This window comes from Sphingomonas sp. (genome assembly GCF_041661885.1).
Lineage (GTDB): Bacteria > Pseudomonadota > Alphaproteobacteria > Sphingomonadales > Sphingomonadaceae > Sphingomonas.
In genome coordinates this window covers 385,796-407,466 of the sequence record NZ_JBAZTL010000003.1, presented here as the reverse complement: position 1 = coordinate 407,466, position 21,671 = coordinate 385,796, and the positions used below count along the sequence as shown (strand labels likewise).

Below are 21,671 nucleotides of genomic sequence, written 5' to 3'. Positions count from 1 at the left end.
ACTTGGTTCAGTCCACCGCCACATGCACCGGCTCGTCGCCAACCTTGGGCGGAGCCGAGCGTTGTAACAGGAACACCAAGGGGATCGACGCCAGCGTCAGGATCATCATCAGTTTGAAGTCGTCGAGATAGGCGATCATCGCCGCCTGTTTGTTGACGATCGCGTCTGCCATCGCCAGCACCGTGTCGCTCGCACCGCCCGTGATCGAACTTACTACCGGGTCCTTCGCCACCAGGCCGGGGTCAGGAATGTGTTGGCCGATCTCGGAATGCGCGGTCTGGATGTTACGGGCAAGCTGCGCCGTCACCACCGAAATGCCCGCCGAACCGCCAATGTTGCGCGCCAGGTTCATCAGGCTCGACGCCTCGGTACGATAGCGCGGATCGAGCGTCCCGAACGCAGTGATGTTGAGCGGGATGAACACCAGCCCAAGGCCGATCCCCTGCACGAAGCCGGTGACGATGAAGGGCTGCTGCCCCATTTCGATCGTCCAGCCGGTCATCTCATAGAGCGACCAGGCGGCGATGAGCAGTCCGGCCCCGACCATCAGCCGTGGATCGACCTGGCGCTTCATCAACTGCCCGGCAATATACATCGAGCCGACAATGCCGATGCCACGCGGCATCAGCAAAATCCCCGCCGTCAGCACAGGGTAGCCGTAAAGCTGCTGCAGCATCGGCGGGAGGAGCGCCAGCGTCGCGGTCATCAGCACGCCGATCACCAGCATGAAGCCCACGCCCGTCAACAGATTGCGGTTGAGGAACAGCGCGCGGTCGAACATCGCGCTCTTCGCGGTGAACAATTGCACAAGGAACATCCACGCCGCGCCCAGCGCGACCATCCCCTCGGTCCACACTTCCCACGAACTGAACCAGTCCTGCGTCTGCCCCCGGTCGAGCATCAACTGGAACGCGCTGATCGCCACCGCCAACATCGAGAAACCGAAAATGTCGAAGCCCCGCTGCTTGATTTCGCGTGACGGTAGCAGCGCCCACAGAATCAGGAAGCAGGCAATGCCGATCGGCACGTTGACGTAGAAGCACCAGCGCCAATCATAATTGTCGGTCAGCCAGCCGCCGATCACCGGTCCCAGGATCGGCCCGACCATGATGCCCATGCCCCAGATCGACATTGCCGCTGCCTGTTTGGAGCGGGGGTTGATGTCCATCATCACGGTTTGGCTCAGCGGATTCATGAACGCCGCCGCAACGCCTTGCAGCACGCGGAAGAGCACCATTTCGGGCAGGCTGGACGCAAGACCGCACAGCATCGAAGCGATCACGAACCCGACCACCGCGCCGAGGAACAGATTGCGCGAGCCGAGCCGGTCGGCGAGCCAGCCGGTCAACGGAATCGCCACCGCCGACGCCACGATATAGCTGGTCAGCACCCAGGTGACCGTGTCCGACGTCGCACCGAGCGACGCCTGCATGTGCGGCAACGCCACATTGGCGATGGTCGAATCGAGGATCTGCATGATCGTCGCCGCCATCACCCCGATCGTCAGCAACGGGCGGTTGCGGGTGTGGAGCGAGGCGCGCTCTTCCAGCGGCACCGCCTCCTCGGTCGAGGGGATGCGGGCGAGGCGATCGGCCTCGCCCGCATCGGGATTAGCAGTGGCCACTGCGCACATCCACGGTGACGTTGGCGCTCAGCCCCGCGATCAGCGGGCGTTTGCTTGGCTGGTCGATCGCGATGCGCACGGGCACACGCTGCGTCACCTTGACCCAGTTGCCCGTCGCATTCTGCGCCGGCAGCACCGAAAATTCGGAACCTGTCCCTGCCCCAATCGACTGAACATGGCCCTTCAATTTCAGGCCGTCATAGGCGTCGAACGCGACTTCGGCGGGTTGCCCGACGCACATCTTATTGAGCTCGGTTTCCTTGAAATTGGCTTCGATCCACGCCGGATGGTTCGACACGATGCTGACGGCGGGCAAGCCAACGATCATCATCTGCCCAACCTGGAGCCGATCGGACTGGCTGATCGTGCCCGATACCGGCGCATAGACCGAGGTGTGCCGCAAATCGAGCACGGCCTTGTCGCGCTGGACCATCGCCGCCTGCACGGCAGCGGGCACACCCGATGCGTCGGTGCCGCTGCCGACTTGCGTGCGCGCCTTGGCCGCGCTGGCATTGGCCGTCGCCAGCCGCGCCTTCGCCGCCGCGACTTGCTGCGCCGCCGCGTCGAAGCTGGCGCGCGTGGTGAAGCCCTGCTTCATCAGCGCCGCCTGGCGATCATAGGTCGCCTGCGCGAGCGCAATATCGGCCTTGGCGCTGGCAATGTCCGCCGCCGCGCCGCCACTGTCGGTCGCCAGCGTGCTTACTTGCACCCGCGCGGTTGCGATCGCGGCATTGGCTTGCGCCAAAGCGATACGATAGGGATCGGGGTCGATCTGGAACAACAGGTCGCCCGCCTTGACCGGCTGGTTCTCGCGCGCGTTGATTTTCACGATACGCCCGCCAATGTCTGACGAGACCGACACCTTGTCCTGCTGGACATAGGCATTGTCGGTCGAGACGAAGCGCCCCGCCGTCAGCCAGAAATAGCCCGCGATCGCGATGAGCAACAGCGGCACGCTGAGCATCAGCAAAGGCCGCAGCCACGCGCGCCGTTTGACCGGCGTTTCGATCATCGCGCCGGGCGGCGGAGAGATGACCACGGTGTCGGTCGCCGCCGCATGGGCAATCTTGGGATCGGCATCAGCCATTTGCGGCCTCATGGGTTTTATCCGGGGAAGACAGATTGCTGCGGATCCGCTGGAGCGTGGCCATCACGGCATCATGCTCAGCGGGAGTGACACCCGCCAACGCGCTGCCCAGCACCACCTCGCCAAGATGCCCCAATTCTTCGAGTAAAGGGCGGGCGCGCTCGGTCAGGAAAATTTGCCACGCGCGCCGATCGGACGGATCCCGCCGCCGCTCGACCAGATCGGCCTCTTCGAGCCGGTCGATCATCCGGCACAAGGTGATGGGTTCGACCTCGAGCAAATCGGCCAGCCCGCCCTGATTGATGCCCTCGTCGCGCTGAAGAAACTTGAGCACGCGCCACTGCGTGCGCGTCACGCCGATCAGCCGCGCGCGCTCATCGAACCGCCGCCGCATCAGGCGCGAGACGTCGCTAATCAAAAATCCGATCGAATCCTGCATAGTGCCCATATAATAAGTATGCTTAGATTATCTATAGCCTGATTTGCTGCACCGCAAAATGCCGCTGCGGCTGAATTGGTTCCGCTGCAAAAATCTCTGTCACGGAGGCCCGGCGCTGTGCCAGATAGCCGCATGACCACCACACGCCCCAGCCCGATCGCCGAACTGACCCTGCGGGGCGTGTTGCTTGGCGGACTCATCACGCTGCTGTTCACCGCCGCCAACGTCTATCTCGGGCTCAAGGTCGGGTTGACGTTCGCCACCTCGATCCCCGCCGCCGTCATCTCGATGGCGGTGCTGCGGCTGTTCAAGGGCGCGACGATCCTCGAAAACAACATCGTGCAGACAGTGGCGAGTGCTGCGGGAACGCTGGCGGCGATCATCTTCGTGCTGCCGGGGCTGGTGATGATCGGCTGGTGGCACGGCTTCCCTTATGTCCAGACCGCGATGATCACCGCGACCGGCGGCATATTGGGCGTGATGTTCTCGGTCCCGCTGCGCCGCGCACTGGTGGTCGATACCGATCTGCCCTATCCCGAGGGCGTCGCCGCCGCCGAAGTGCTGCAAATCGGCGCGGGCTCGCGCGAGGGCGAAGCCGAAGCACGTACCGGGCTGTTCGTGCTGATCTGGAACAGCATTGCCTCGGCGGGCTTCGCGATTGTTACCCAGACCAAAATCATCACCGACACCGCGGCCACCACCTTTCGCGTCGGCGCGGGCGCGACCGGCATTTCCGGCAGCCTGTCCTTCGCCTTGCTCGGCGTCGGCCATCTCGTCGGCATTTCGGTCGGCGCCGCGATGGGCCTGGGGCTAGTGATCGGCTGGTTCGTGCTGGTGCCGCTGCTCACTGCCGCCCACCCCATGCCCGGCGACATGGCCGCCTGGGTCAACACGATCTGGAAGGGCGACGTGCGCTTTTTCGGCGCTGGCGTAATCGGCATTTCGGCGATCTGGACGCTGGTGAAGATCGCCGGGCCCGTCATCGGCGGCGTGCGCTCGGCGCTGGCGGCAAGCACCGCGCGCGGCAAGGGCGAGGCGCTGGCGCTGGAAGAGCAGGATTTGCCAATCGTGTGGGTGGCAGGGGTCGCGTTGCTCACGCTGCTACCGATCGCCTGGCTGTTGTGGGATGTGATCGCGGGTGGCGCGCTGGTCGGATCGGCGGCGCTGCTGATCGCGGGGGCGCTGGTGTTCGTGCTTGTCGCAGGCCTCATGATCGCGGCGGTGTGCGGCTATATGGCGGGGCTGATCGGCGCGTCCAATTCGCCCGTTTCGGGCATCGGCATCCTCGCGGTGATCGGGTCTTCGCTGATGCTAGTCGGCCTGTTCGGGCAGCATCCGGGTGCCGACACCACGCGCGCGCTGATCGCGTATGCGCTGATCGTCACCGGCATCGTGTTCGGCGTCGCCACCATTTCCAACGACAATCTGCAGGACCTCAAGACCGGCCAATTGGTCGGCGCGACGCCGTGGAAGCAGCAGGTCGCGCTGGTGATCGGCGTGGTGTTCGGTTCGCTCATCATCCCGCCCGTGCTCAACGTGCTCAACAGCGGCCTGGGCTTTGTCGGCGTGCCCGGTGCCGGCCCCAATGCACTCGCCGCGCCGCAAGCCGGGCTGATCTCGGCGCTGGCCAAGGGTGTGCTGTCGGGCGACGCCAATTGGCGGATGCTGAGCTATGGCGTGGCGGCGGGCGTGGTGCTGATCGTCCTCGACGAAGTGCTCGGGCGGTTGAAGCTGTTGCGTCTGCCCCCGCTCGGCGTGGCGCTGGGCATTTACCTGCCGATGTCGGTGATCCTGCCGACGGTGCTGGGCTCGGTGATCGGCTGGTTCTACGACCGCTGGGCGCGCACCACCGCCAACCCCGAAGTGGCCGAGCGCATGGGCACGCTGACCGCAACGGGGCTGATCGTCGGCGAAAGCCTGTGGGGCGTGCTGTTCGCGCTGATCGTATGGGCCAGTGGCAGCGATGCGCCGCTTGCGCTGATCGGTGCGGGCCATGAGACGGCGGCGTTGATCGGCGGGACGGTGTTGTTCCTCGCGATTGCGGCGGCCCTGTACCGCCGGACTATCACGGTCTCGCGGTAACAGACTCCCTCTCCCATTGGGAGAGGGACAAGTGGGTCACATCGCCGCGAGCAGCGTGCTGATCTTGATGAAAGCAAACGCGACCGAGCTATCCGCCACGCCATACGGCACGAACAGCGTTTCGCCATGCCGAATCGCGCCGCAGGTATAGACGACGTTGGGCACATAGCCCTCGCGGTCCTGGTCCGCCGCCGCCAGGATCGGTTCGGGCGTGCGCCCCAGCACCTTGGACGGATCGCGCTTGTCGAGCAGCACCGCGCCAATCGCATATTTGCGCATCGCGCCGACGCCGTGGGTAAGCAGCAACCAGCCTTCATCGAGCTCAATCGGCGGCCCGCAATTGCCGATCTGCACCAGCTCCCACGGAAATTCGGGCACCAGCAGCTTCTGCCCCTCGTCCCAATGCGTCAGCGTATCGGATTTGAGCAGGAACAGATTCTCGCCGTCCTGCCGCCCGATCATCATATACTGCCCGCCGACTTTGCGCGGAAACAGCGCCATGCCCTTGTTGCGCGCGGCAGGGCCGGTCATCGGCACCAGATCGAATGCACGGAAATCGCGCGTGCGCAGCAGCTCGGACTGGATCGTCGAGCCGTTATAGGCGGTGTACGTGCCCAGCCATTCGACATCGCCATTGTCATGATGGAACTGAACGAGGCGCAGATCCTCCAGCCCCTTGGACTGCGCGGCGGTGATCGGGAAGATCACCGTGCCCGACAGGGTCGAATCGCGATGGCGATAGACCGTGATCGGCCCCTCGGGCAGCGTTTCCTCATCCAGCCCGACCGCATCGGTCGCGGTGGCAAAGGGCGGCTCTGGCGCGAGCTTCAATTGATTGTCGTCGGTGATGATGCCTTCGCGGAAGGCGACCGAGGAGATGTGCCCCTCCCCCACCGCGCGCAGGCTCATCAGGATGCGCTGCGATCCGGCGGGCATCCCCGACTGGTCGAAATGCGGCACCGCGCTCGGGTTCATCAACGCCGCGGCGGCATAGCTATATTCATGGCAAAAATAGGCACCGATCAACTGGCGCTTCTCGTCGCCAATCTCGCTGCCGTCGATGCCGAGCATGTCCTCGATCTCGTCATAGCGCGTCATGAACACGCGGCGCGTCTGCCAATGGCGCGCCTCGAAATCCTTGAGCACCAGCTCAAGCTCGGCGCGTGTCTCGGCGGCATCCAGCGCGAGCACCGCGCTGACGATCCGTTCGGTCCGGTTGCCGCCATTGCCGCCCCAGGCGAGATGGAACGGCCGCACCACAACGCGCGACGGGTCGGCATGGAGCCGCAGGGCATGTTGGAACAAATCGATCACGGTCTAAAGCCTCGCGCAACGCCTTGGCGGCGTCACGAGCGAGGCTACGCGACGGCGCTCTGTGGTCCTGCCACGCTTTCCGCCCGCTTTGCCAGCCCAGAAATGGTGCATCCGGCCAATTGCAGTGCCAAAATCGACTCGGCACCCTGATTTCGGTTCAGGCCGGTTGGCGTCAGTCCGTCAAAACATCCTCCGTCCTGCGCGGTGGCCAGCGGTAGATCGAGATCATTCTGCCCCAAATACCAGCGATAGGCACGGTGCGCCTCCTCGACCCAGCGGGCATTGTGCGAAGCATCGAAGGCCGCACTGCACGCATCGATCGTGGCTTGTGCCTCCAGCGGTTGCTGGTCGAACTGCAAGGGTTCGGCATAGATGCGCCCGAAACTTTCGCTGCCAACCGCGCGAAAACGGCCATCGGGCGAGGTTTGCTTGCCGACGATCCAGTCGAGCGTGCTCAGGCCACAGGCAACCATGTCATCCCGTCCAAGCGCCTGTCCTGCCCGAATCAATGCCTCGGGCAGGCGAGCATTGTCATAGGCCAGCACGATTTCGAACCATTCCCATTCCGGGCGCCGTGCTTCTGCCAGCAAACCGCATAATTCCTCGCCGAAGCGCGCCAGGATCGTGCGCGCCAGCGCATGACCCGGAAACGCGTCCAGGATCGCAGCCGCCCCCAGCATCGCAAAGGCATGGGCGCGCGGTGACCCTAATTCGAGCGAAAGCGAGGCGGTCGTGTCGAACATCGACACCGCCCAGGCGCGATGCTTGGCGAGTTGCGCGTCACGCGCCGTCACGCCCAATGCCCAGAGCGTGCGCCCGTTCGAATCCTCCGAGCCGAAATCCTCGCACCACGTCCGGTCAAAATTCATGAAGTTGCGAAAGCGCCGCGCCTCGGGATTCCAGGCATATTGCAGAAACGACGCATAGACCGTCATCCACTTGTCGCGCTCGCCTTCCTCCATCGCCGGCATCTGGCTCACCAGCATCAGCGCGCGCGCATTGTCGTCGATGCAATAGCCATGACGGCGATCGGGCACCGAATAGATCGAATGCTGCAACATGCCGGTCGAATCACTCATCCGCTCGACTGCCGAGAAATCGGGCGTCAGCGGGGTGAGCGGCATAGCACTGCTGAGCAGACGTCGCGGCTTGGCCGCCACCATCTGCGTGATTTCCCCCATCGCCAGTTCGGCCAAGCGCGGCCAGATCATCGTGCGGCCCCGCGCATACGCGCGCTCCGACAGTTTGAGGCGATTGCGATCGCTGCCGAGCAGTGCGTTGATCTCACGCGCAAAGGCCGTGGAGTCGCCAAAATCCACCAGCACGCCGTGCCCGTCGCCAAGAATTTCGGTGGCGTGGACATAGGGGGTTGAAACCACCGCCTTGCCAACACCGACCGCATAACTGAGCGTACCCGAGGTGATTTGCGCGGGATTGAGATACGGAGTCGCGTAAATATCCGCCGCCTGCAGATAATCGATCAGCTTATCATGCTCGAGAAAGGCATCGATGAACTCGATATTCTGGCTAACCCCCAATTCGGCGGCGAGCGCCTTCAATCCATCGCGATACTTCTCGCCTTCATGGGCGACGAGATTGGGATGCGTCGCGCCAAGCACGGTGTAGAGGACCTTCGGATGCTCGGCCACAATCGTCGGCAAGGCCTCGATCATCACTTCGATCCCTTTGCCCGGCGCGAGCAAGCCGAAAGTCAGCACGACCTCACGCCCGGCCCAACCAAACCGCGCCTTTAGCGAATCGGGATCGACAAAATTGCGATCGGGCACGCCGTGCGGGATCATCACGATAGTGCGACCGCTCGCGCCATAAACGCGCTCGAGAATTTCGCGGCCACGCTCCGCCATCACGATCACGCGCGCGGCGCGGCGCAACAGGCCTTCCATCACGCGGCGCTGATCGACATCGGGTTTTTCAAGAATGGTATGCAGCGTGACGATGACCGGAATCGACACACGATCGAGCAGGGCGAGGATGTGTTCGCCCGCCGGGCCGCCGAAAATGCCATATTCGTGCTGCAGCCACAGCGCCTGCGCACCACTCGTTTCGATCGCGCGGGCGGCATCGAGATAGGCCATGCGATCTTGGTCGGGAATGCTGCGCGTCACCTCCGGCGGATAGTCATACCGCCCGGGATGATCGTCCATCGCATAGACGTCGATCTGCAAATCCGGGAATCGGCCTTTGAGCGCGGTGAATGTATCGGTAGTATAAGTCGCAAGGCCGCATTTTCGCGGCAGAAAATTGCCGATCAACGCAAGGTGATCGATTGGGGTTACGCCATCCGCCTGATGCATCATGTTCGCAATCCTCAAAACAAAACCGGGCTACCCCCCGAAGTACCTCCCACGAACGGCCAAGTTTCAATATGGTTGCACCGATGTTGCATTGCAACGTGGGGAATCGCGTTGATACAAATCAACCTTGCGGCAGGATGAACGAAATGCCCGCTCAACCGCGCCCGCGATAACCCGGCACGCCTTGGTCGGGCAGCCACAATCCCTCGGGCGGGGCGCCGGATTGCCAGAACACGTCGATCGGAATGCCACCGCGCGGATACCAATAACCACCGATTCGCAGCCATTGCGGCTGCATTTCCGCAAACAGTCGTTCGCCGATCTCGACCGTGCAATCTTCGTGAAAGGCCTGATGATTGCGGAACGAGCCGAGAAACAATTTGAGCGACTTCGATTCGACGATCGTTGCTGCAGGTGCGTAATCGATCACCAGATGCGCGAAATCGGGCTGCCCCGTCACCGGGCAAAGCGAGGTAAATTCCGGCACCGCGAAACGCACCAGATACGCCCGACCCGGACGCGGATTGGGAACGTAATCGAGAACGGCCTCTTCGGGAGTGGCAGGAAGTGCGCTGGTCTGGCCAAGATGTTTCGGGGTCATGCGCGCGATATAGGTACACAAGGCGTCTTCGTCATCCCAAGTGCTCGACGGCGCGCGCGCAGCGAGCTAGGGACGATCAAAACAAGGAGACGACTGATGGACTCGCTGGTGACGACGGAATGGCTCGCAAATGAGCTCGGCGCGAACGATCTGCGCATCGTCGATGCGACCTATTTCGCGGGCTTTGGTGACCGTGATGCGGCGGCGGAATATGAGGCGGCGCACATTCCCGGCGCGGTGTTCATGGATTTGGCCGAGATCGCCGATACGTCGAGCGATCTGCCCTCGATGCTGCCGAGCGCCGAGAAATTCGCCAGCCGGATGCAGTCGCTGGGCCTGGGCGACGGCAGCCGCATCGTCCTTTACGACAACTCGCCTTATCACACCGCGGCACGCGCCTGGTTCATGCTGCGTACCTTCGGCGCGCATGATGTCGCGATCCTTGATGGCGGCCTCGCCAAGTGGCAGGCCGAAGGGCGCGAGACCAACTCGGGCAAGGAGCAGCTTCGCCACCGTCATTTCACCGTCTGGGCCGATGACAAGGGCGTGCGCACGCTCGGCCAGATGAAGGCCAATGTCGAAAGCGGTGCCGAGCAAGTGCTCGATGCGCGCTCCGTCGCCCGTTTCACCGGCGAAGAGGCCGATCCGCGCCCGGCGACGCATCCCGGCCATATTCCGGGCTCGAAGAACTTGCCGGTTGGCCAGATCTTCAACGCAGATGGCACGTGGAAGACGGGCGACGCGCTGAAGGCGGCGTTCGCAGGCGCCGGGATCGACCTCGCCAAGCCGCTGGTCACCACCTGCGGCTCGGGCATCACCGCCTCGGCGCTGGCGTTTGGCGCGCACCTGCTCGGCAATGAAGCCGCCGTTTATGACGGAAGCTGGTCCGAATGGGGTGCCGACCGCACCACGCCCAAGGCGACCGGCGCGGCGTGAACGACCATAGCGACCGCCCCAAGGGCGATGCCACCCGCGTCGTCGCGGCGGGGCGGCGCAAGGAATGGACGCAGGGGATCGTCAGCACGCCGGTGTGGCGCGCATCGACGATCCTCTATGATAGCGTTGCCGACCTGCGAGCGGCGGGCGGGCGCGACACCCACCACCGGCTGTTCTACGGGCGCAAGGGCACGCCGACGCAGTGGAGCCTCGCCGACGCGCTGACTGAGCTTGAACCCGGCGCGGAGGGCACCTTCCTTTATCCCTCGGGCGTCGCGGCGATCGCGGCGGCGTTGCTGTCGGTACTTTCGCCCGGCGACGACCTGCTGTTGCCCGATTCGGCCTACGATCCGACACGGTCGATGGGCACCGGCCTGCTCAAGCGGATGGGCATCACGACGCGCTTCTACGATCCGATGATCGGCGCAGGGATTGCCGACCTCATCGCCGACAATACCCGCGCCATCCTGCTGGAAAGCCCGGGCAGCCTGACGTTCGAGGTGCAGGACGTGCCCGCGATCGTCGCTGCGGCCAAGGCGCGCGGCGTGACGACCGTGCTCGACAACACCTGGGCGACGCCGTTGTTCTTTCCCGCAATCGCGCACGGTATCGATCTCTCCATCCTTGCCTGCACCAAATATATCGTCGGCCATAGCGATGTGATGCTCGGCTCGGTCACCGCCGCGCCGGGGCACTTCGCCCGCTTGCGCGACACCAGTTTCCAGCTCGGCCAGATTGCCAGCCCCGACGATTCCTGGCTCGGCTCGCGCGGGCTTCGCACAATGGCGGTGCGGCTGAAGCAGCATCAGGCGAGCGCGCTCGAAATCGCGCAGTGGTTGAAGGGGCGGCCCGAAGTGGCGGCGGTGCTGCATCCCGCTTTGCCCGATTGCCCGGGCCACGAAACCTTCCTGCGCGATTTCAAGGGCTCATCCGGTTTGTTCTCGTTCGTGCTCGATGGCGGCAACGAAGCCGCACGCGCCGCCTTGATCGACGGGCTGGAGCATTTCGGAATCGGCTACAGTTGGGGTGGCTTCGAAAGTCTGGCCTTGCCGGTCGACCCGCAACGCTATCGCAGCGTCACCCATCGCGCCTTCGCCGGCCCGATCGTCCGCTTGCAGATCGGCCTCGAGGATCCGGCTGATTTGATCGCGGATCTGGCGGCGGGACTCGACCGGTTTCGCGCCGCCCGCTGAAATTTTATGTTGCCAAAACATTGCTCGACTGTTGCTGAGTTACAACAACCGGTGCCGAACCGGTCGTAATACCCAAAATTTGAGTTGTGCAGCGCCGCGCGAACCGCCAATGATTCGGTGTTACCGGCTAGCAACGCGGGAAGCATTTCATGCTTCTGACAGACGCAGGCACCGGTAGAAGCAGGCGGGGACAGTCGCATTTTCGAAAGGGAAACGATGCGCTTCTCCACAACCACGCTCGGCGCGCTCTTGATCGCCGCTTCCGCTACCCCTGCCTTTGCGCAGGAAACCGCTCCACCACCACCGATTACGGTCAACGCCACTGCGGCGGTTGTCACCGACTATCGCTTCCGGGGCATTTCGCAGACCGACAATAACGCGGCGATCCAGGGATCGATCACGTTGACCCACAAGTCGGGCTTTTACGTGTCCGTCTGGGGTTCGTCGGTCGATGATTATGTAACGGTTGCCGGAACCGGCCACCAGGAAATCGATATTATCGGCGGCTACAGCCACACCTTCGGCGGTATCAAGCTGGATGGCGGTGTCCTGTATTATTTCTATCCCAAGACGAAGCTCGCGGGCGACAGGAGCAGCTCGGACTTTTTCGAGCCTTATGTCGATGTGTCGACCACGCTGGGGCCGGTGACCGCCAAGGCCACGGTCAACTACGCTCCGACGCAAAAGGCGCTGGCGCTCGATCAGGGCGCGAGCGGCACGCTCAAGAAGCGTGACAACGTCTATACCGCCGGCGATTTCACCGTCGCGATCCCCAAGACGCCGTTCGGCTTGACCGCTCATGTCGCCCATAGCTTCGGCCCGAGCTGGCTCGCCACCGATTCTACCGGCAAGAAGGGCTATACCGACTGGGCGCTGGGCGCGACGGCAACCTATAAGGTGCTGACGCTGGGCGTTTCCTATGTCGATACCGACGCGAAGTTCCTGTCGGCGACCAAGAATGTGAGCAAGAGCGGTGTCGTCGCGACGCTGACCGCCAGCTTCTAACCACAGCTAACCCAAACAAAAATGGCCGCGTACCGGATTGCCCGGTACGCGGCCTTTTTGTTGAAATCGGTGTTATTTCGGCGTGGCGGCCTTGGCTGCCTGGCCATCGCCCTCCGGGGCCGCGACGATATCGCGCGTCGTAGCACCCTTATCGACCACGGTGGTGGCGGGATCGCCCACCGCCGAACGAATGCCGGGATCGTCGCTATCGGCACCCGCCGCCGCCACCGTCGCGGCTTCGCCCGCGCTGCGTGGCGCCGCACCGCCGAACAGCGCATCGAGCGCTTGCGCGTTCGCGCTGGTGTCATTGGCGCGGGCTGCGCCGGGCTTGGGCGGGGTCAGCGCGAAATCGGGCGGAATCACCAGAGGAGCCTGACGCGCCACCGCAAATTCGTCCGGGCCGCTGCGCCCAACGCGGTTGTGCGCACAGCCCGACGCCAGCGCGACAATCGCCAGGCCAGTGGCGGAGAGAAGAATCGACTTACGCATGGATATTCTCCGTTGGGCCCTGTTCCGCCCCAGAATTTTTGCCCGAATCCCCGGTCGGCTTATCCCGTACCAGAAGCGCGCGCGCGAACAAGATGAGGACGCCGATGGTAATCGCGGCATCGGCGACATTGAAGACCAAAAACGGCTGCCACGCACCGATATGGAAATCCGCCCAATCGACGACATAGCCCAAGCGGATGCGGTCAACGATATTGCCCGCAGCGCCCCCCAGCACCAGGCCCAGCGCCATCTGGTCGGCCCGGTTCTTTTCGCGCAGCAACCACACCAGCACGCCGAGCGCAATCGCCCCGGTCATCGCGACGAGCAGCCAGCGCATCGTCGCGGTATCGGCATGGAGCAGGCCGAGCGACACGCCCTGATTGGCGACGAAGCGCAGGTTGAAGAACGACGTGACATAATACGCATCGCTCAGGAAATTGAGCTTTAGCACATCGGTAATGCCGTATTTCACGGCCTGATCGACCACGAACAGGGCGGCGGCGGTGGCAAAACCAGCGGCAGGCAGCTTCATGCGACCACTCCCTCGCAACGATCGCACAGATCGCCATCCGCCGTAACTTCGGGCAGGTGCCGCCAGCAACGGCCGCATTTATGGAAATCGGTGCGGGCGACAGCAATCTCCTCGCCCGTCGTCACCTTGGCGACGATGAACAGTTCGGCCAATGCCGCGGGCGAGAGCGGTGCCTCGTGCACCACGACTTCGGCCTCCAGGCTGGAGCGCACGATCTTCTCACGTCGCAGCGGCTCGATCGCTTCGGTCACTTGCGAGCGGAGTGCACGCACCGCGACCCAATGCGCAGCGTCAACATCCGCCACAGCGAGCACTTCCGGCCATTCCAGCAAATGCACCGATCCGTCCTCGCTCGGGAAGCGATCCTGCCACACTTCCTCGGCGGTGAAGCACAAAACCGGCGCGGCATAGCGCACCAGCCCATGGAACAGCGTGTCGAACACCGTGCGGCAGCCGCGCCGCTTGGGATCATCGACCCCGTCGCAATAGAGCGAATCCTTGCGGATATCGAAGTAAAAGGCCGACAGATCTTCCTGCGCGAATTCGGTCAGCAGCCGGACATAGCTGTTGAAGTCATACACTGCGACCGCCGCGCGCAACTTCGCATCCAACTCGGCGAGCAGATGGAGCATATAGCGCTCCAGCTCGGGCATCTCCGCCACCGGCAGGCGCTCACCCTCGTCAAACCCTTCGAGCGCGCCCAGCAGATAACGGAAGGTGTTACGCAGCTTGCGATATTGGTCCGACACCCCGGCGAGGATTTCCTTGCCGATGCGGTGATCCTCGGTGAAATCGACCGACAGCGCCCACAACCGCAGGATGTCCGCGCCCGATTCCTTCATCAGGTCGAGCGGGTTGATCGTATTGCCGAGCGACTTGGACATTTTCATGCCCTTGGCGTCCATCGTGAAGCCGTGCGTCAGCACCGCATCATAGGGCGCACGCCCACGCGTGCCGCACGCCTCCATCAACGACGACTGGAACCAGCCGCGATGCTGATCCGAGCCTTCGAGATAAAGGTTGGCGGGCCATTGCAGATCGGGCCAGCGCCCGCTTTCCAGCACAAAGGCATGGGTGCAGCCGCTGTCGAACCACACGTCGAGAATGTCGGTGACGCGCTCATAATCGGCGAGCGTGTAATCGGCCCCGAGCAGATCCTGCGCCGCTTCTTCCGACCACGCATCGACGCCCTGCTCGCGCACTGCGGCGACGATGCGGGCGTTGACCTCCGGGTCAACCAGATACTGGCCGGTCACGCGGTTGACGAACAAGGTGATTGGCACGCCCCACGCGCGCTGGCGGCTGATGACCCAATCGGGCCGCCCGGCGACCATCGCGGTGATGCGGTTCTGGCCCTTGGGCGGATACCAGGTGGTCGCTTCGATGGCAGCGAGCGCGGTGGAACGCAAAGTTTCCCCTTCTGCTCCCCTCCCGCTCGCGAGAGGGGTTGGGGGAGGGAAATCAGCAGCGAGCGCAGAATTCCCGGCACCGCCCTCCCCCAGCCCCTCCCGCAAGCGGGAGGGGAGCTTTTGGTCCATCGGAATAAACCATTGCGGGGTCGCGCGGAAAATCACCTTCGCCTTCGACCGCCACGAATGCGGATAGCTATGCGCGAAATCATCGCTCGCCGCGAGCAACGCGCCCACTGCGCGCAAATCCTCACAGATCGGCCCCTCGGCGGAGACGAACTTCTTGTTGATGACCGACCCCTGCCCGCCGAGCCACGCCCAATCGGCGCGATACATGCCCGCGCCATCAACCGCGAACACCGGATCGATGCCGTAGTGCTTGCACAGCAGGAAATCGTCCTCGCCGTGGTCCGGGGCCATATGGACGAGCCCGGTGCCCGCCTCGGTGGTGACAAAATCGCCGGGCAGGAACGGGCGGGGCTTGCTGAAAAATCCTCCCCGGTACGGGGAGGTGGCAGCCGCAGGCTGACGGAGGGGGCTCGCCTCCAGCACACCGTCTCGCGTAGGCGAGCCCCCTCCACCATTCGCTGAATGCTCATGGTCCCCCTCCCCGTGCCGGGGAGGATTGTCGAGCCGCCACATCGGATGGCGCGCAGTGGCACCAGCAAGATCTCGACCATTGAATTGCCAAACACAGTGGTCGTTCGTGTCGAAATTCCGCGGGGGGAACGCTGGGTCGTTCAGAACTTGAGGTTTGAGCCCAGTACGCTCGAAAAATCGCGTCGCTAGATTTGTCGCAACAAGATAGAGCGCGTCATTCGCCGCATCTCGGTAAAGACCGTATTCGATCGTTTCGCCATAGGCCAACGCTTGGTTGACCGGAATTGTCCAAGGTGTCGTAGTCCAGATGACTGCGAATACTTTCTGGCCGTGATCGATATACCCCTGAATTATGGGCGCGTTCGGCGCATCCACGATCTCGAACGCCACGTCGATCTGCGTCGACACGACGTCCTCATATTCGACCTCGGCCTCGGCGAGCGCGGTCTTTTCAACGGGCGACCACATCACCGGCTTGGCGCCGCGATAGAGCTGGCCGCTCTCGGCGAACTTCATCAGCTCGGTGACGATCGTCGCTTCGGCGGCGAAATCCATCGTCAGATAGGGATGGTCCCAATCGCCATTGATGCCGAGCCGTTTCAACTGCTCGCGCTGCACGTCCACCCAATGCTGCGCATAAGCGCGGCACTCGGCGCGGAATTCGTTCGCCGGAACGTCATCCTTGTTGCGCTTCTTGGCGCGATATTGCTCCTCGACCTTCCATTCGATCGGCAAGCCGTGGCAATCCCAGCCGGGCACATAGGGCGCGTCCTTGCCAAGCAGGCCTTGCGTGCGGCACACCGTGTCCTTCAGGATATGGTTGAGCGCATGGCCGATATGCATGTCGCCATTCGCATAAGGCGGGCCGTCATGGAGGATGAACTTCTCGCGGCCGCGACGGGCCTCCCGCGTTTTCTCGTAGAGGTTCATCGCCTGCCACCGCGCGAGAATGCCCGGCTCCTTGGCGGGCAGGCCGGCTTTCATCGGAAAGTCGGTCTTCGGCAGGAAGACGGTGTCGCGCCAATCTCGTTGGGCGTCGCGGGCGGCGGTGTCTGAAGTGTCGGTCATTGGATGCGGCCTTAGCCGAGCGGCACCGCTCTATAAAGCCCCTCTCCCGAAAGCAGGCGGTCGCGCCCGAGCGCATTCTCTCTGCGTCCTCCGCGCCTCTGCGCGAACCGATCTTCTTTTTGCGCGCAGAGGCGCAGAGGACGCAGAAAAAAGGGAGGAGGAGCCGCTGCGCGGGGCTTATTGCTTGCTTACCCCGTCACCAATGCCACACCATGCCGGTCTCGCTGAACGGCTTGGGCTCCAGCGGCGGCATGGTGGCGTCGTTGAGTTCGCACTGCCACAGGCCGACATCGACCCAGCGCCCTTCCTTATAGCCCACTTCGCGCAACACCCCCGCACGCCGGAAGCCGACCGATTCATGCAGCCGGATCGAATGCTCGTTGGGCAGGGAAATCACGCTGAGCGCCTGGGTAAAGCCTTGCGCGCGCAGCGTATCGATCAACGCATCGTACAAATGCCGCCCGTTGCCGCGCCCTTGCGTACCCGCCTCCAGATAGATTGAGGTCTCAACCGTGTAGCGATAGGCCGGGCGATCACGGAACGCCGAGGCATAAGCGTAACCGCGCACCGCGCCACCCTCGCCTTCGGTCACCACCAGCCACGGGAACAAGCCGCCCGACGCGGTTATGCGCTGGCGCATCGTGCCGGCATCGGGCGCGGTCAGTTCGAACGAGACGGTTCCGCCCTCGACATAGGGCCGGTAGATTTCGGCAATCGCGCCCGCATCGTCAGGTGTCGCTGGCCGAACCGCGATTGGGCGCGGTGCGGGATCGACACTCACAAGCCAAACCGCGCGAGCACAAGCGCCAGCAAGGTGGTGTCGCCCGGTTGCGGCTGCGCGCCGCCCAACCCGTCGCATTCGAGGCAGCGCGCCTGGATCGCAGCACCGGTGCCGATCCGCTTCACATCGCCCAGCGCGCGCGCGAACACCGCGCGCCGCTCGGTCGCCATCCGCGTGAAGGCATCGCCCGCTGCAGCATCGTCATCCTTGTTCGAATCGAGGATCTGCTCGATCAGGCGCAGGAACGCGCTCGGCTTCTTCTCCAGATATTCGGCATGGACATCCTCGGGCTTCAACCCGGCGCGTTTGGCTGCCTCGGTGATCGCATCCTGCAAGCCACCGAAGCGATCGACCAACCCGATCTGATGCGCGGTGCCACCATCCCAGACCCGGCCCTGCCCGATCTCGTCAACGCGCGCCGGGGTCAGCTTGCGCGCGGTCGCGACGCGCGTGATGAACTGCTGATAGCCGTGCTCGATCCCCGCCTGGAAGATCGTGTCGGTCTCGGCATTCGTACCGCCGTAGATGTCCGGCTGCCCGGACAGCGGCGTGGTGCGCACGCCATCGGTGGTGAGCCCAATCTTCTTGAGCGTGTTCTCGAAGGTCGGGATGATGCCGAAAATGCCGATCGATCCGGTAATGGTGGTCGGTTCGGCGAAAATCACATCGCCCGCCGTCGACACCCAATAACCGCCCGAAGCCGCCAGCGAACCCATCGAGATGACGACCGGCAGCTTCTGCGCCTTGGCCTCCAGGATCGCGCGCCGCATATCCTCGGACGCAAGCGCCGAACCACCCGGCGAATCGACCCGCACGACCAGCGCCTTCAGGTCCTTCTTGGCCAGCGCATCGAGCACCGCCTTGGAAATGGTATCGGAGCCGACGCTACCCGCCTTCGACTTGCCATCGATGATGTCGCCAGCGATCGTCAACACGCCAATCTTGGCGCCCCCGGTCGGCAGCGGGTTGGCCGCGACATAGGCTTCATATTTGATGGTCTTGAAGGTGCCCGCAGCCTTGTTCGACTCCCCACCCGCCAGTTCGGCGACGCGCTTGCCGAAGTCGAGGCGGCTGCCGAGTTTGTCAACGATGCCGGCATCGAGATTGGCTTGCGCGATATTGCCCTTGGCGGCGGTGATGACCGCGCCCGGTGTCGTCAGGAATGGCGCGAATTTCGCCTTGGGTCGCGCCTTGGCCACCGCCTCCTGCCAATTGGCGAACAGCACCTGATAAAGCTTGACCACCTCTTCCTTTGCCTCGGGCGAGGCGGCGGTACGGGTATAGGGCTCGACGAACGACTTGTACTTGCCGACACGGTAGACGTGCGCGTTGATACCGAGCTTGTCGATCAAACCCTTATAATAAAGCTGGCTGCCGCCGGGGCCCGCAAACAAGGTGCCGCCCATCGGGCTCATCCACACTTCGCTGGCATTGGCGGCGAGGCGATAGCCGCTGTCGGTATAAGCGGTGGCATAAGCCAGCACGGGCTTGCCGCCGTCGCGCACGCGACGGACCGCATCGGCGACTTCATTCAGCGCCGCCGGATAGCCGCCGCCGAACGAGTCGAGATCGAGCACCACCGCCTTGACGCGGCTGTCCTTGCCCGCCGCATCCAAGCTGCGCACGACATCGCGCAGACGGAATTGATGCGGCGCGCGGCCACCGCCCAGGCTGGCGAACGGATCCGCTTCGGCTGGCTGTTCGACGATCGCGCCATCGAGCTTGAGCAGCAAGGCGCCGTCCCCGATCGCGGTTTTGCCCGGACGCGCGGAGAGCGCACCGAAGAGCAGGCCAAAGAACAGCAGCATCGCAATCAGGACGAGACCGTCCTTGATACCGACGAGAATCTTCCACGCGCCGCGTACGAGTTTCACTTGGCCGCTCCCTGTTTGGCGGAAATATCGCCCTTGGCTAGGGCAACGCCGCCGTCGAGTAAATGCGTGTTGCACGACCAACACGCATATTTTTGTGGGCGTGGGCTCATCACGACCGGTTGACGATGCCCGGTCGCGACATCATATGCGCCGTGCTGGCACTCACTCCGTGCGAGTGCTAACACCTGTTCAATATAAGGGACTTCACGCATGACCTTTCGTCCATTGCATGACCGCGTCCTCGTCCGCCGGGTAGAGGCTGAAGAGAAGACCGCAGGCGGGATCATCATCCCGGAAACCGCCAAGGAAAAGCCGCAGGAAGGCGAAGTCGTCTCGGTCGGCACCGGGGCCCGCAGCGAGTCCGGTGAAATTCACCCGCTCGAAGTCAAGGCTGGCGACAAGATTCTGTTCGGCAAGTGGTCGGGCACCGAAGTCAAGATCAACGGCGAAGACCTGTTGATCATGAAGGAAAGCGACATCCTCGGGATCGTCGGCTGATCCTGCCGGTTTCGGCCTGATCGACCTTTGATTTCTTCCAACGTTCCATCAATTTTGAAAGGGTAGCCATCATGGCAGCCAAGGACGTAAAATTTTCGCGTGACGCACGCGAGCGCATTCTGCGCGGCGTGGACATCCTCGCCGACGCGGTGAAGGTTACGCTGGGGCCGAAGGGCCGCAACGTCGTGATCGACAAGAGCTATGGCGCGCCGCGCATCACCAAGGACGGCGTCACCGTCGCCAAGGAAATCGAGCTCAAGGACAAGTTCGAGAACATGGGTGCGCAGATGCTGCGCGAAGTGGCCTCGAAGACCAACGACATCGCCGGCGACGGCACGACCACCGCGACCGTTCTGGCGCAGGCGATCGTCCGTGAAGGCATGAAGTCGGTTGCGGCCGGCATGAACCCGATGGACCTGAAGCGCGGTATCGACCTCGCGGTCATCGAAGTCGTCAAGGACCTGCAGGCGCGCTCCAAGCCCGTCGCCGGCACCAAGGAAATCGCCCAGGTCGGCATCATCTCGGCCAATGGCGACACCGTCGTCGGCGAGAAGATCGCCGAAGCGATGGAAAAGGTCGGCAAGGAAGGCGTCATCACCGTCGAGGAAGCCAAGGGTCTCGAATTCGAGCTTGACGTCGTCGAAGGTATGCAGTTCGACCGTGGCTATCTCTCGCCTTACTTCATCACCAACCCGGAAAAGATGAACGTCGAGCTCGCGGATCCCTACATCCTGATCCACGAGAAGAAGCTGTCGAACCTGCAGGCGCTGCTCCCTATCCTGGAAGCGGTTGTCCAGTCGGGCCGTCCGCTCCTCATCATCGCCGAGGACATTGAGGGCGAGGCTCTGGCCACGCTCGTCGTCAACAAGCTGCGCGGCGGCCTGAAGGTCGCAGCGGTCAAGGCACCGGGCTTCGGCGATCGTCGCAAGGCGATGCTCGAAGACATCGCGATCCTGACCAAGGGCGAGATGATTTCGGAAGACCTCGGCATCAAGCTCGAGAGCGTCACGATCGGTATGCTCGGCACCGCCAAGCGCGTCACGATCGACAAGGACAACACCACCATCGTCGATGGTGCTGGCGACCATGACGCGATCAAGGGCCGCACCGATGCGATCCGTCAGCAGATCGAGAACACGACGTCGGATTACGACAAGGAAAAGCTGCAGGAGCGTCTGGCCAAGCTGGCTGGTGGCGTTGCGGTCATCAAGGTCGGCGGTTCGACCGAAGTCGAAGTCAAAGAGCGCAAGGATCGCGTCGACGACGCCCTCCACGCAACCCGCGCAGCCGTCGAAGAAGGCATCGTCCCCGGCGGCGGCACGGCGCTCCTCTATGCCACCAAGGCCCTTGAGGGCATGAAGGGCTTCAACGACGACCAGACTCGCGGCATCGATATCGTCCGCAAGGCGCTTTACGCGCCGGTTCGCCAGATTGCGGCGAATGCGGGCCATGACGGTGCGGTGATCTCGGGCAAGCTGCTCGAGGGCAACGACCCGACCCAGGGCTTCAACGCGCAGACCGACAAGTATGAAAACCTCGTCGAGAGCGGCGTGATCGACCCGACCAAGGTCGTTCGCACGGCACTGCAGGACGCGGCATCGGTCGCAGGCCTGTTGATCACCACCGAAGCGGCGATCAGCGAACTGCCGGAAGACAAGCCCGCCATGCCAATGGGCGGCGGCGGCGGCATGGGCGGCATGGGCGGTATGGATTTCTGAGCCGAAGGGCGGCCGTGGCCATACCGGCCACGGACTCGCCCCGAAGACGGACGGCGAACCCGTCCGACGATCCGAACCTCCCAGCCCAGGCTGGACCAAAGAAAAG

Annotated in this window: 17 protein-coding genes; 6 read left to right on the top strand and 11 right to left on the bottom strand. The window is 63.4% G+C overall.

The window, feature by feature from the left end; genetic code table 11:
• Positions 1-7 precede the first annotated feature (7 nt).
• From WC704_RS08365 to WC704_RS08355, 3 genes are read right to left on the bottom strand one after another with little or no spacing between them, the layout of a single operon-like run.
• On the bottom strand, positions 8-1,633 hold the full coding sequence (locus WC704_RS08365) for a DHA2 family efflux MFS transporter permease subunit (protein ID WP_372889453.1): 1,626 nt from the start codon (positions 1,631-1,633) through the stop codon (positions 8-10).
• Positions 1,611-2,711: an HlyD family secretion protein gene (locus tag WC704_RS08360; RefSeq protein WP_372889452.1), complete on the bottom strand. Its 1,101-nt coding sequence runs from the start codon at positions 2,709-2,711 to the stop codon at positions 1,611-1,613. Before WC704_RS08360 ends, WC704_RS08365 begins: the two co-directional genes overlap by 23 nt.
• Positions 2,704-3,159: a MarR family winged helix-turn-helix transcriptional regulator gene (locus WC704_RS08355; protein ID WP_372889451.1), complete on the bottom strand. Its 456-nt coding sequence runs from the start codon at positions 3,157-3,159 to the stop codon at positions 2,704-2,706. Before WC704_RS08355 ends, WC704_RS08360 begins: the two co-directional genes overlap by 8 nt.
• Positions 3,160-3,282: 123 nt before the next feature.
• Here WC704_RS08355 and WC704_RS08350 point away from each other — a divergent pair, with 123 nt between their 5' ends.
• Positions 3,283-5,232 (top strand): OPT family oligopeptide transporter, encoded by a 1,950-nt coding sequence (locus WC704_RS08350; RefSeq protein ID WP_372889450.1) that lies wholly within the window; start codon positions 3,283-3,285, stop codon positions 5,230-5,232.
• Between the two features lie 36 nt (positions 5,233-5,268).
• Here WC704_RS08350 and WC704_RS08345 read toward each other — a convergent pair whose 3' ends face one another.
• The 3 genes from WC704_RS08345 to queF all read right to left on the bottom strand — a co-directional run bounded on the left by WC704_RS08345 (position 5,269) and on the right by queF (position 9,462).
• A complete protein-coding gene (locus WC704_RS08345) occupies positions 5,269-6,546 on the bottom strand; it encodes a glycoside hydrolase family 130 protein (RefSeq protein ID WP_372889449.1) in 1,278 nt (425 codons plus the stop codon).
• Positions 6,547-6,590: 44 nt separating this feature from the next.
• Positions 6,591-8,864 (bottom strand): glycosyltransferase, encoded by a 2,274-nt coding sequence (locus tag WC704_RS08340; RefSeq protein WP_372889448.1) that lies wholly within the window; start codon positions 8,862-8,864, stop codon positions 6,591-6,593.
• Positions 8,865-9,015: 151 nt separating this feature from the next.
• Positions 9,016-9,462, bottom strand: a complete 447-nt coding sequence (gene queF, locus WC704_RS08335) for a preQ(1) synthase (protein WP_372889447.1) — start codon at positions 9,460-9,462, stop codon at positions 9,016-9,018.
• 96 nt (positions 9,463-9,558) lie between these two features.
• Here queF and sseA point away from each other — a divergent pair, with 96 nt between their 5' ends.
• The 3 genes from sseA (at position 9,559) to WC704_RS08320 (ending at position 12,596) form a co-directional block, all read left to right on the top strand.
• Complete coding sequence (sseA, locus tag WC704_RS08330) at positions 9,559-10,398, top strand: 3-mercaptopyruvate sulfurtransferase (RefSeq protein WP_372889446.1); 840 nt, start codon at positions 9,559-9,561, stop codon at positions 10,396-10,398.
• A complete protein-coding gene (gene metC, locus WC704_RS08325) occupies positions 10,353-11,591 on the top strand; it encodes a cystathionine beta-lyase (RefSeq protein WP_372889445.1) in 1,239 nt (412 codons plus the stop codon). Before sseA ends, metC begins: the two co-directional genes overlap by 46 nt.
• 216 nt (positions 11,592-11,807) lie before the next feature.
• Positions 11,808-12,596, top strand: coding sequence for a TorF family putative porin (locus tag WC704_RS08320; protein ID WP_372889444.1), 789 nt, complete (start codon positions 11,808-11,810; stop codon positions 12,594-12,596).
• A 72-nt stretch (positions 12,597-12,668) separates the two neighbouring features.
• Here the strand turns inward: WC704_RS08320 and WC704_RS08315 are convergent, their stop codons facing one another.
• From WC704_RS08315 to sppA, 5 genes are all read right to left on the bottom strand, one after another.
• Entirely contained in the window at positions 12,669-13,085 is a 417-nt protein-coding gene (locus WC704_RS08315; RefSeq protein WP_372889443.1) for a DUF3035 domain-containing protein, read from the bottom strand.
• A complete protein-coding gene (lspA, locus tag WC704_RS08310) occupies positions 13,078-13,617 on the bottom strand; it encodes a signal peptidase II (protein ID WP_372889442.1) in 540 nt (179 codons plus the stop codon). Before lspA ends, WC704_RS08315 begins: the two co-directional genes overlap by 8 nt.
• Positions 13,614-16,694: an isoleucine--tRNA ligase gene (gene ileS, locus WC704_RS08305; protein ID WP_372889441.1), complete on the bottom strand. Its 3,081-nt coding sequence runs from the start codon at positions 16,692-16,694 to the stop codon at positions 13,614-13,616. The genes lspA and ileS overlap by 4 nt, the downstream gene beginning before the upstream one ends.
• Before the next feature lie 196 nt (positions 16,695-16,890).
• Positions 16,891-17,475: an N-acetyltransferase family protein gene (locus WC704_RS08300; RefSeq protein ID WP_372889440.1), complete on the bottom strand. Its 585-nt coding sequence runs from the start codon at positions 17,473-17,475 to the stop codon at positions 16,891-16,893.
• Positions 17,472-19,349 carry a signal peptide peptidase SppA gene (gene sppA / locus WC704_RS08295; protein ID WP_372889439.1) on the bottom strand — a complete coding sequence of 626 codons (1,878 nt, stop codon included), beginning with the start codon at positions 19,347-19,349 and terminating at the stop codon, positions 17,472-17,474. Before sppA ends, WC704_RS08300 begins: the two co-directional genes overlap by 4 nt.
• A gap of 210 nt (positions 19,350-19,559) precedes the next feature.
• Here sppA and groES point away from each other — a divergent pair, with 210 nt between their 5' ends.
• Entirely contained in the window at positions 19,560-19,847 is a 288-nt protein-coding gene (gene groES, locus WC704_RS08290) for a co-chaperone GroES (RefSeq protein ID WP_372889438.1), read from the top strand.
• Positions 19,848-19,918: 71 nt separating this feature from the next.
• Positions 19,919-21,565, top strand: coding sequence for a chaperonin GroEL (gene groL, locus WC704_RS08285; protein ID WP_372889437.1), 1,647 nt, complete (start codon positions 19,919-19,921; stop codon positions 21,563-21,565).
• Positions 21,566-21,671 lie beyond the last annotated feature (106 nt).

Bases quoted from the DNA above. Each gene is read 5' to 3' on its own strand.
- WC704_RS08355 (WP_372889451.1), bottom strand. From the start codon at position 3,159: ATGGGCACTATGCAGGATTCGATCGGATTTTTGATTAGCGACGTCTCG.
- WC704_RS08350 (WP_372889450.1), top strand. From the start codon at position 3,283: ATGACCACCACACGCCCCAGCCCGATCGCCGAACTGACCCTGCGGGGC.
- sseA (WP_372889446.1), top strand. From the start codon at position 9,559: ATGGACTCGCTGGTGACGACGGAATGGCTCGCAAATGAGCTCGGCGCG.
- WC704_RS08365 (WP_372889453.1), bottom strand. From the start codon at position 1,633: ATGTGCGCAGTGGCCACTGCTAATCCCGATGCGGGCGAGGCCGATCGC.
- queF (WP_372889447.1), bottom strand. From the start codon at position 9,462: ATGACCCCGAAACATCTTGGCCAGACCAGCGCACTTCCTGCCACTCCC.
- WC704_RS08315 (WP_372889443.1), bottom strand. From the start codon at position 13,085: ATGCGTAAGTCGATTCTTCTCTCCGCCACTGGCCTGGCGATTGTCGCG.
- lspA (WP_372889442.1), bottom strand. From the start codon at position 13,617: ATGAAGCTGCCTGCCGCTGGTTTTGCCACCGCCGCCGCCCTGTTCGTG.
- groL (WP_372889437.1), top strand. From the start codon at position 19,919: ATGGCAGCCAAGGACGTAAAATTTTCGCGTGACGCACGCGAGCGCATT.
- ileS (WP_372889441.1), bottom strand. From the start codon at position 16,694: ATGACCGACACTTCAGACACCGCCGCCCGCGACGCCCAACGAGATTGG.
- groES (WP_372889438.1), top strand. From the start codon at position 19,560: ATGACCTTTCGTCCATTGCATGACCGCGTCCTCGTCCGCCGGGTAGAG.
- WC704_RS08360 (WP_372889452.1), bottom strand. From the start codon at position 2,711: ATGGCTGATGCCGATCCCAAGATTGCCCATGCGGCGGCGACCGACACC.
- WC704_RS08320 (WP_372889444.1), top strand. From the start codon at position 11,808: ATGCGCTTCTCCACAACCACGCTCGGCGCGCTCTTGATCGCCGCTTCC.
- WC704_RS08340 (WP_372889448.1), bottom strand. From the start codon at position 8,864: ATGATGCATCAGGCGGATGGCGTAACCCCAATCGATCACCTTGCGTTG.
- metC (WP_372889445.1), top strand. From the start codon at position 10,353: ATGGGGTGCCGACCGCACCACGCCCAAGGCGACCGGCGCGGCGTGAAC.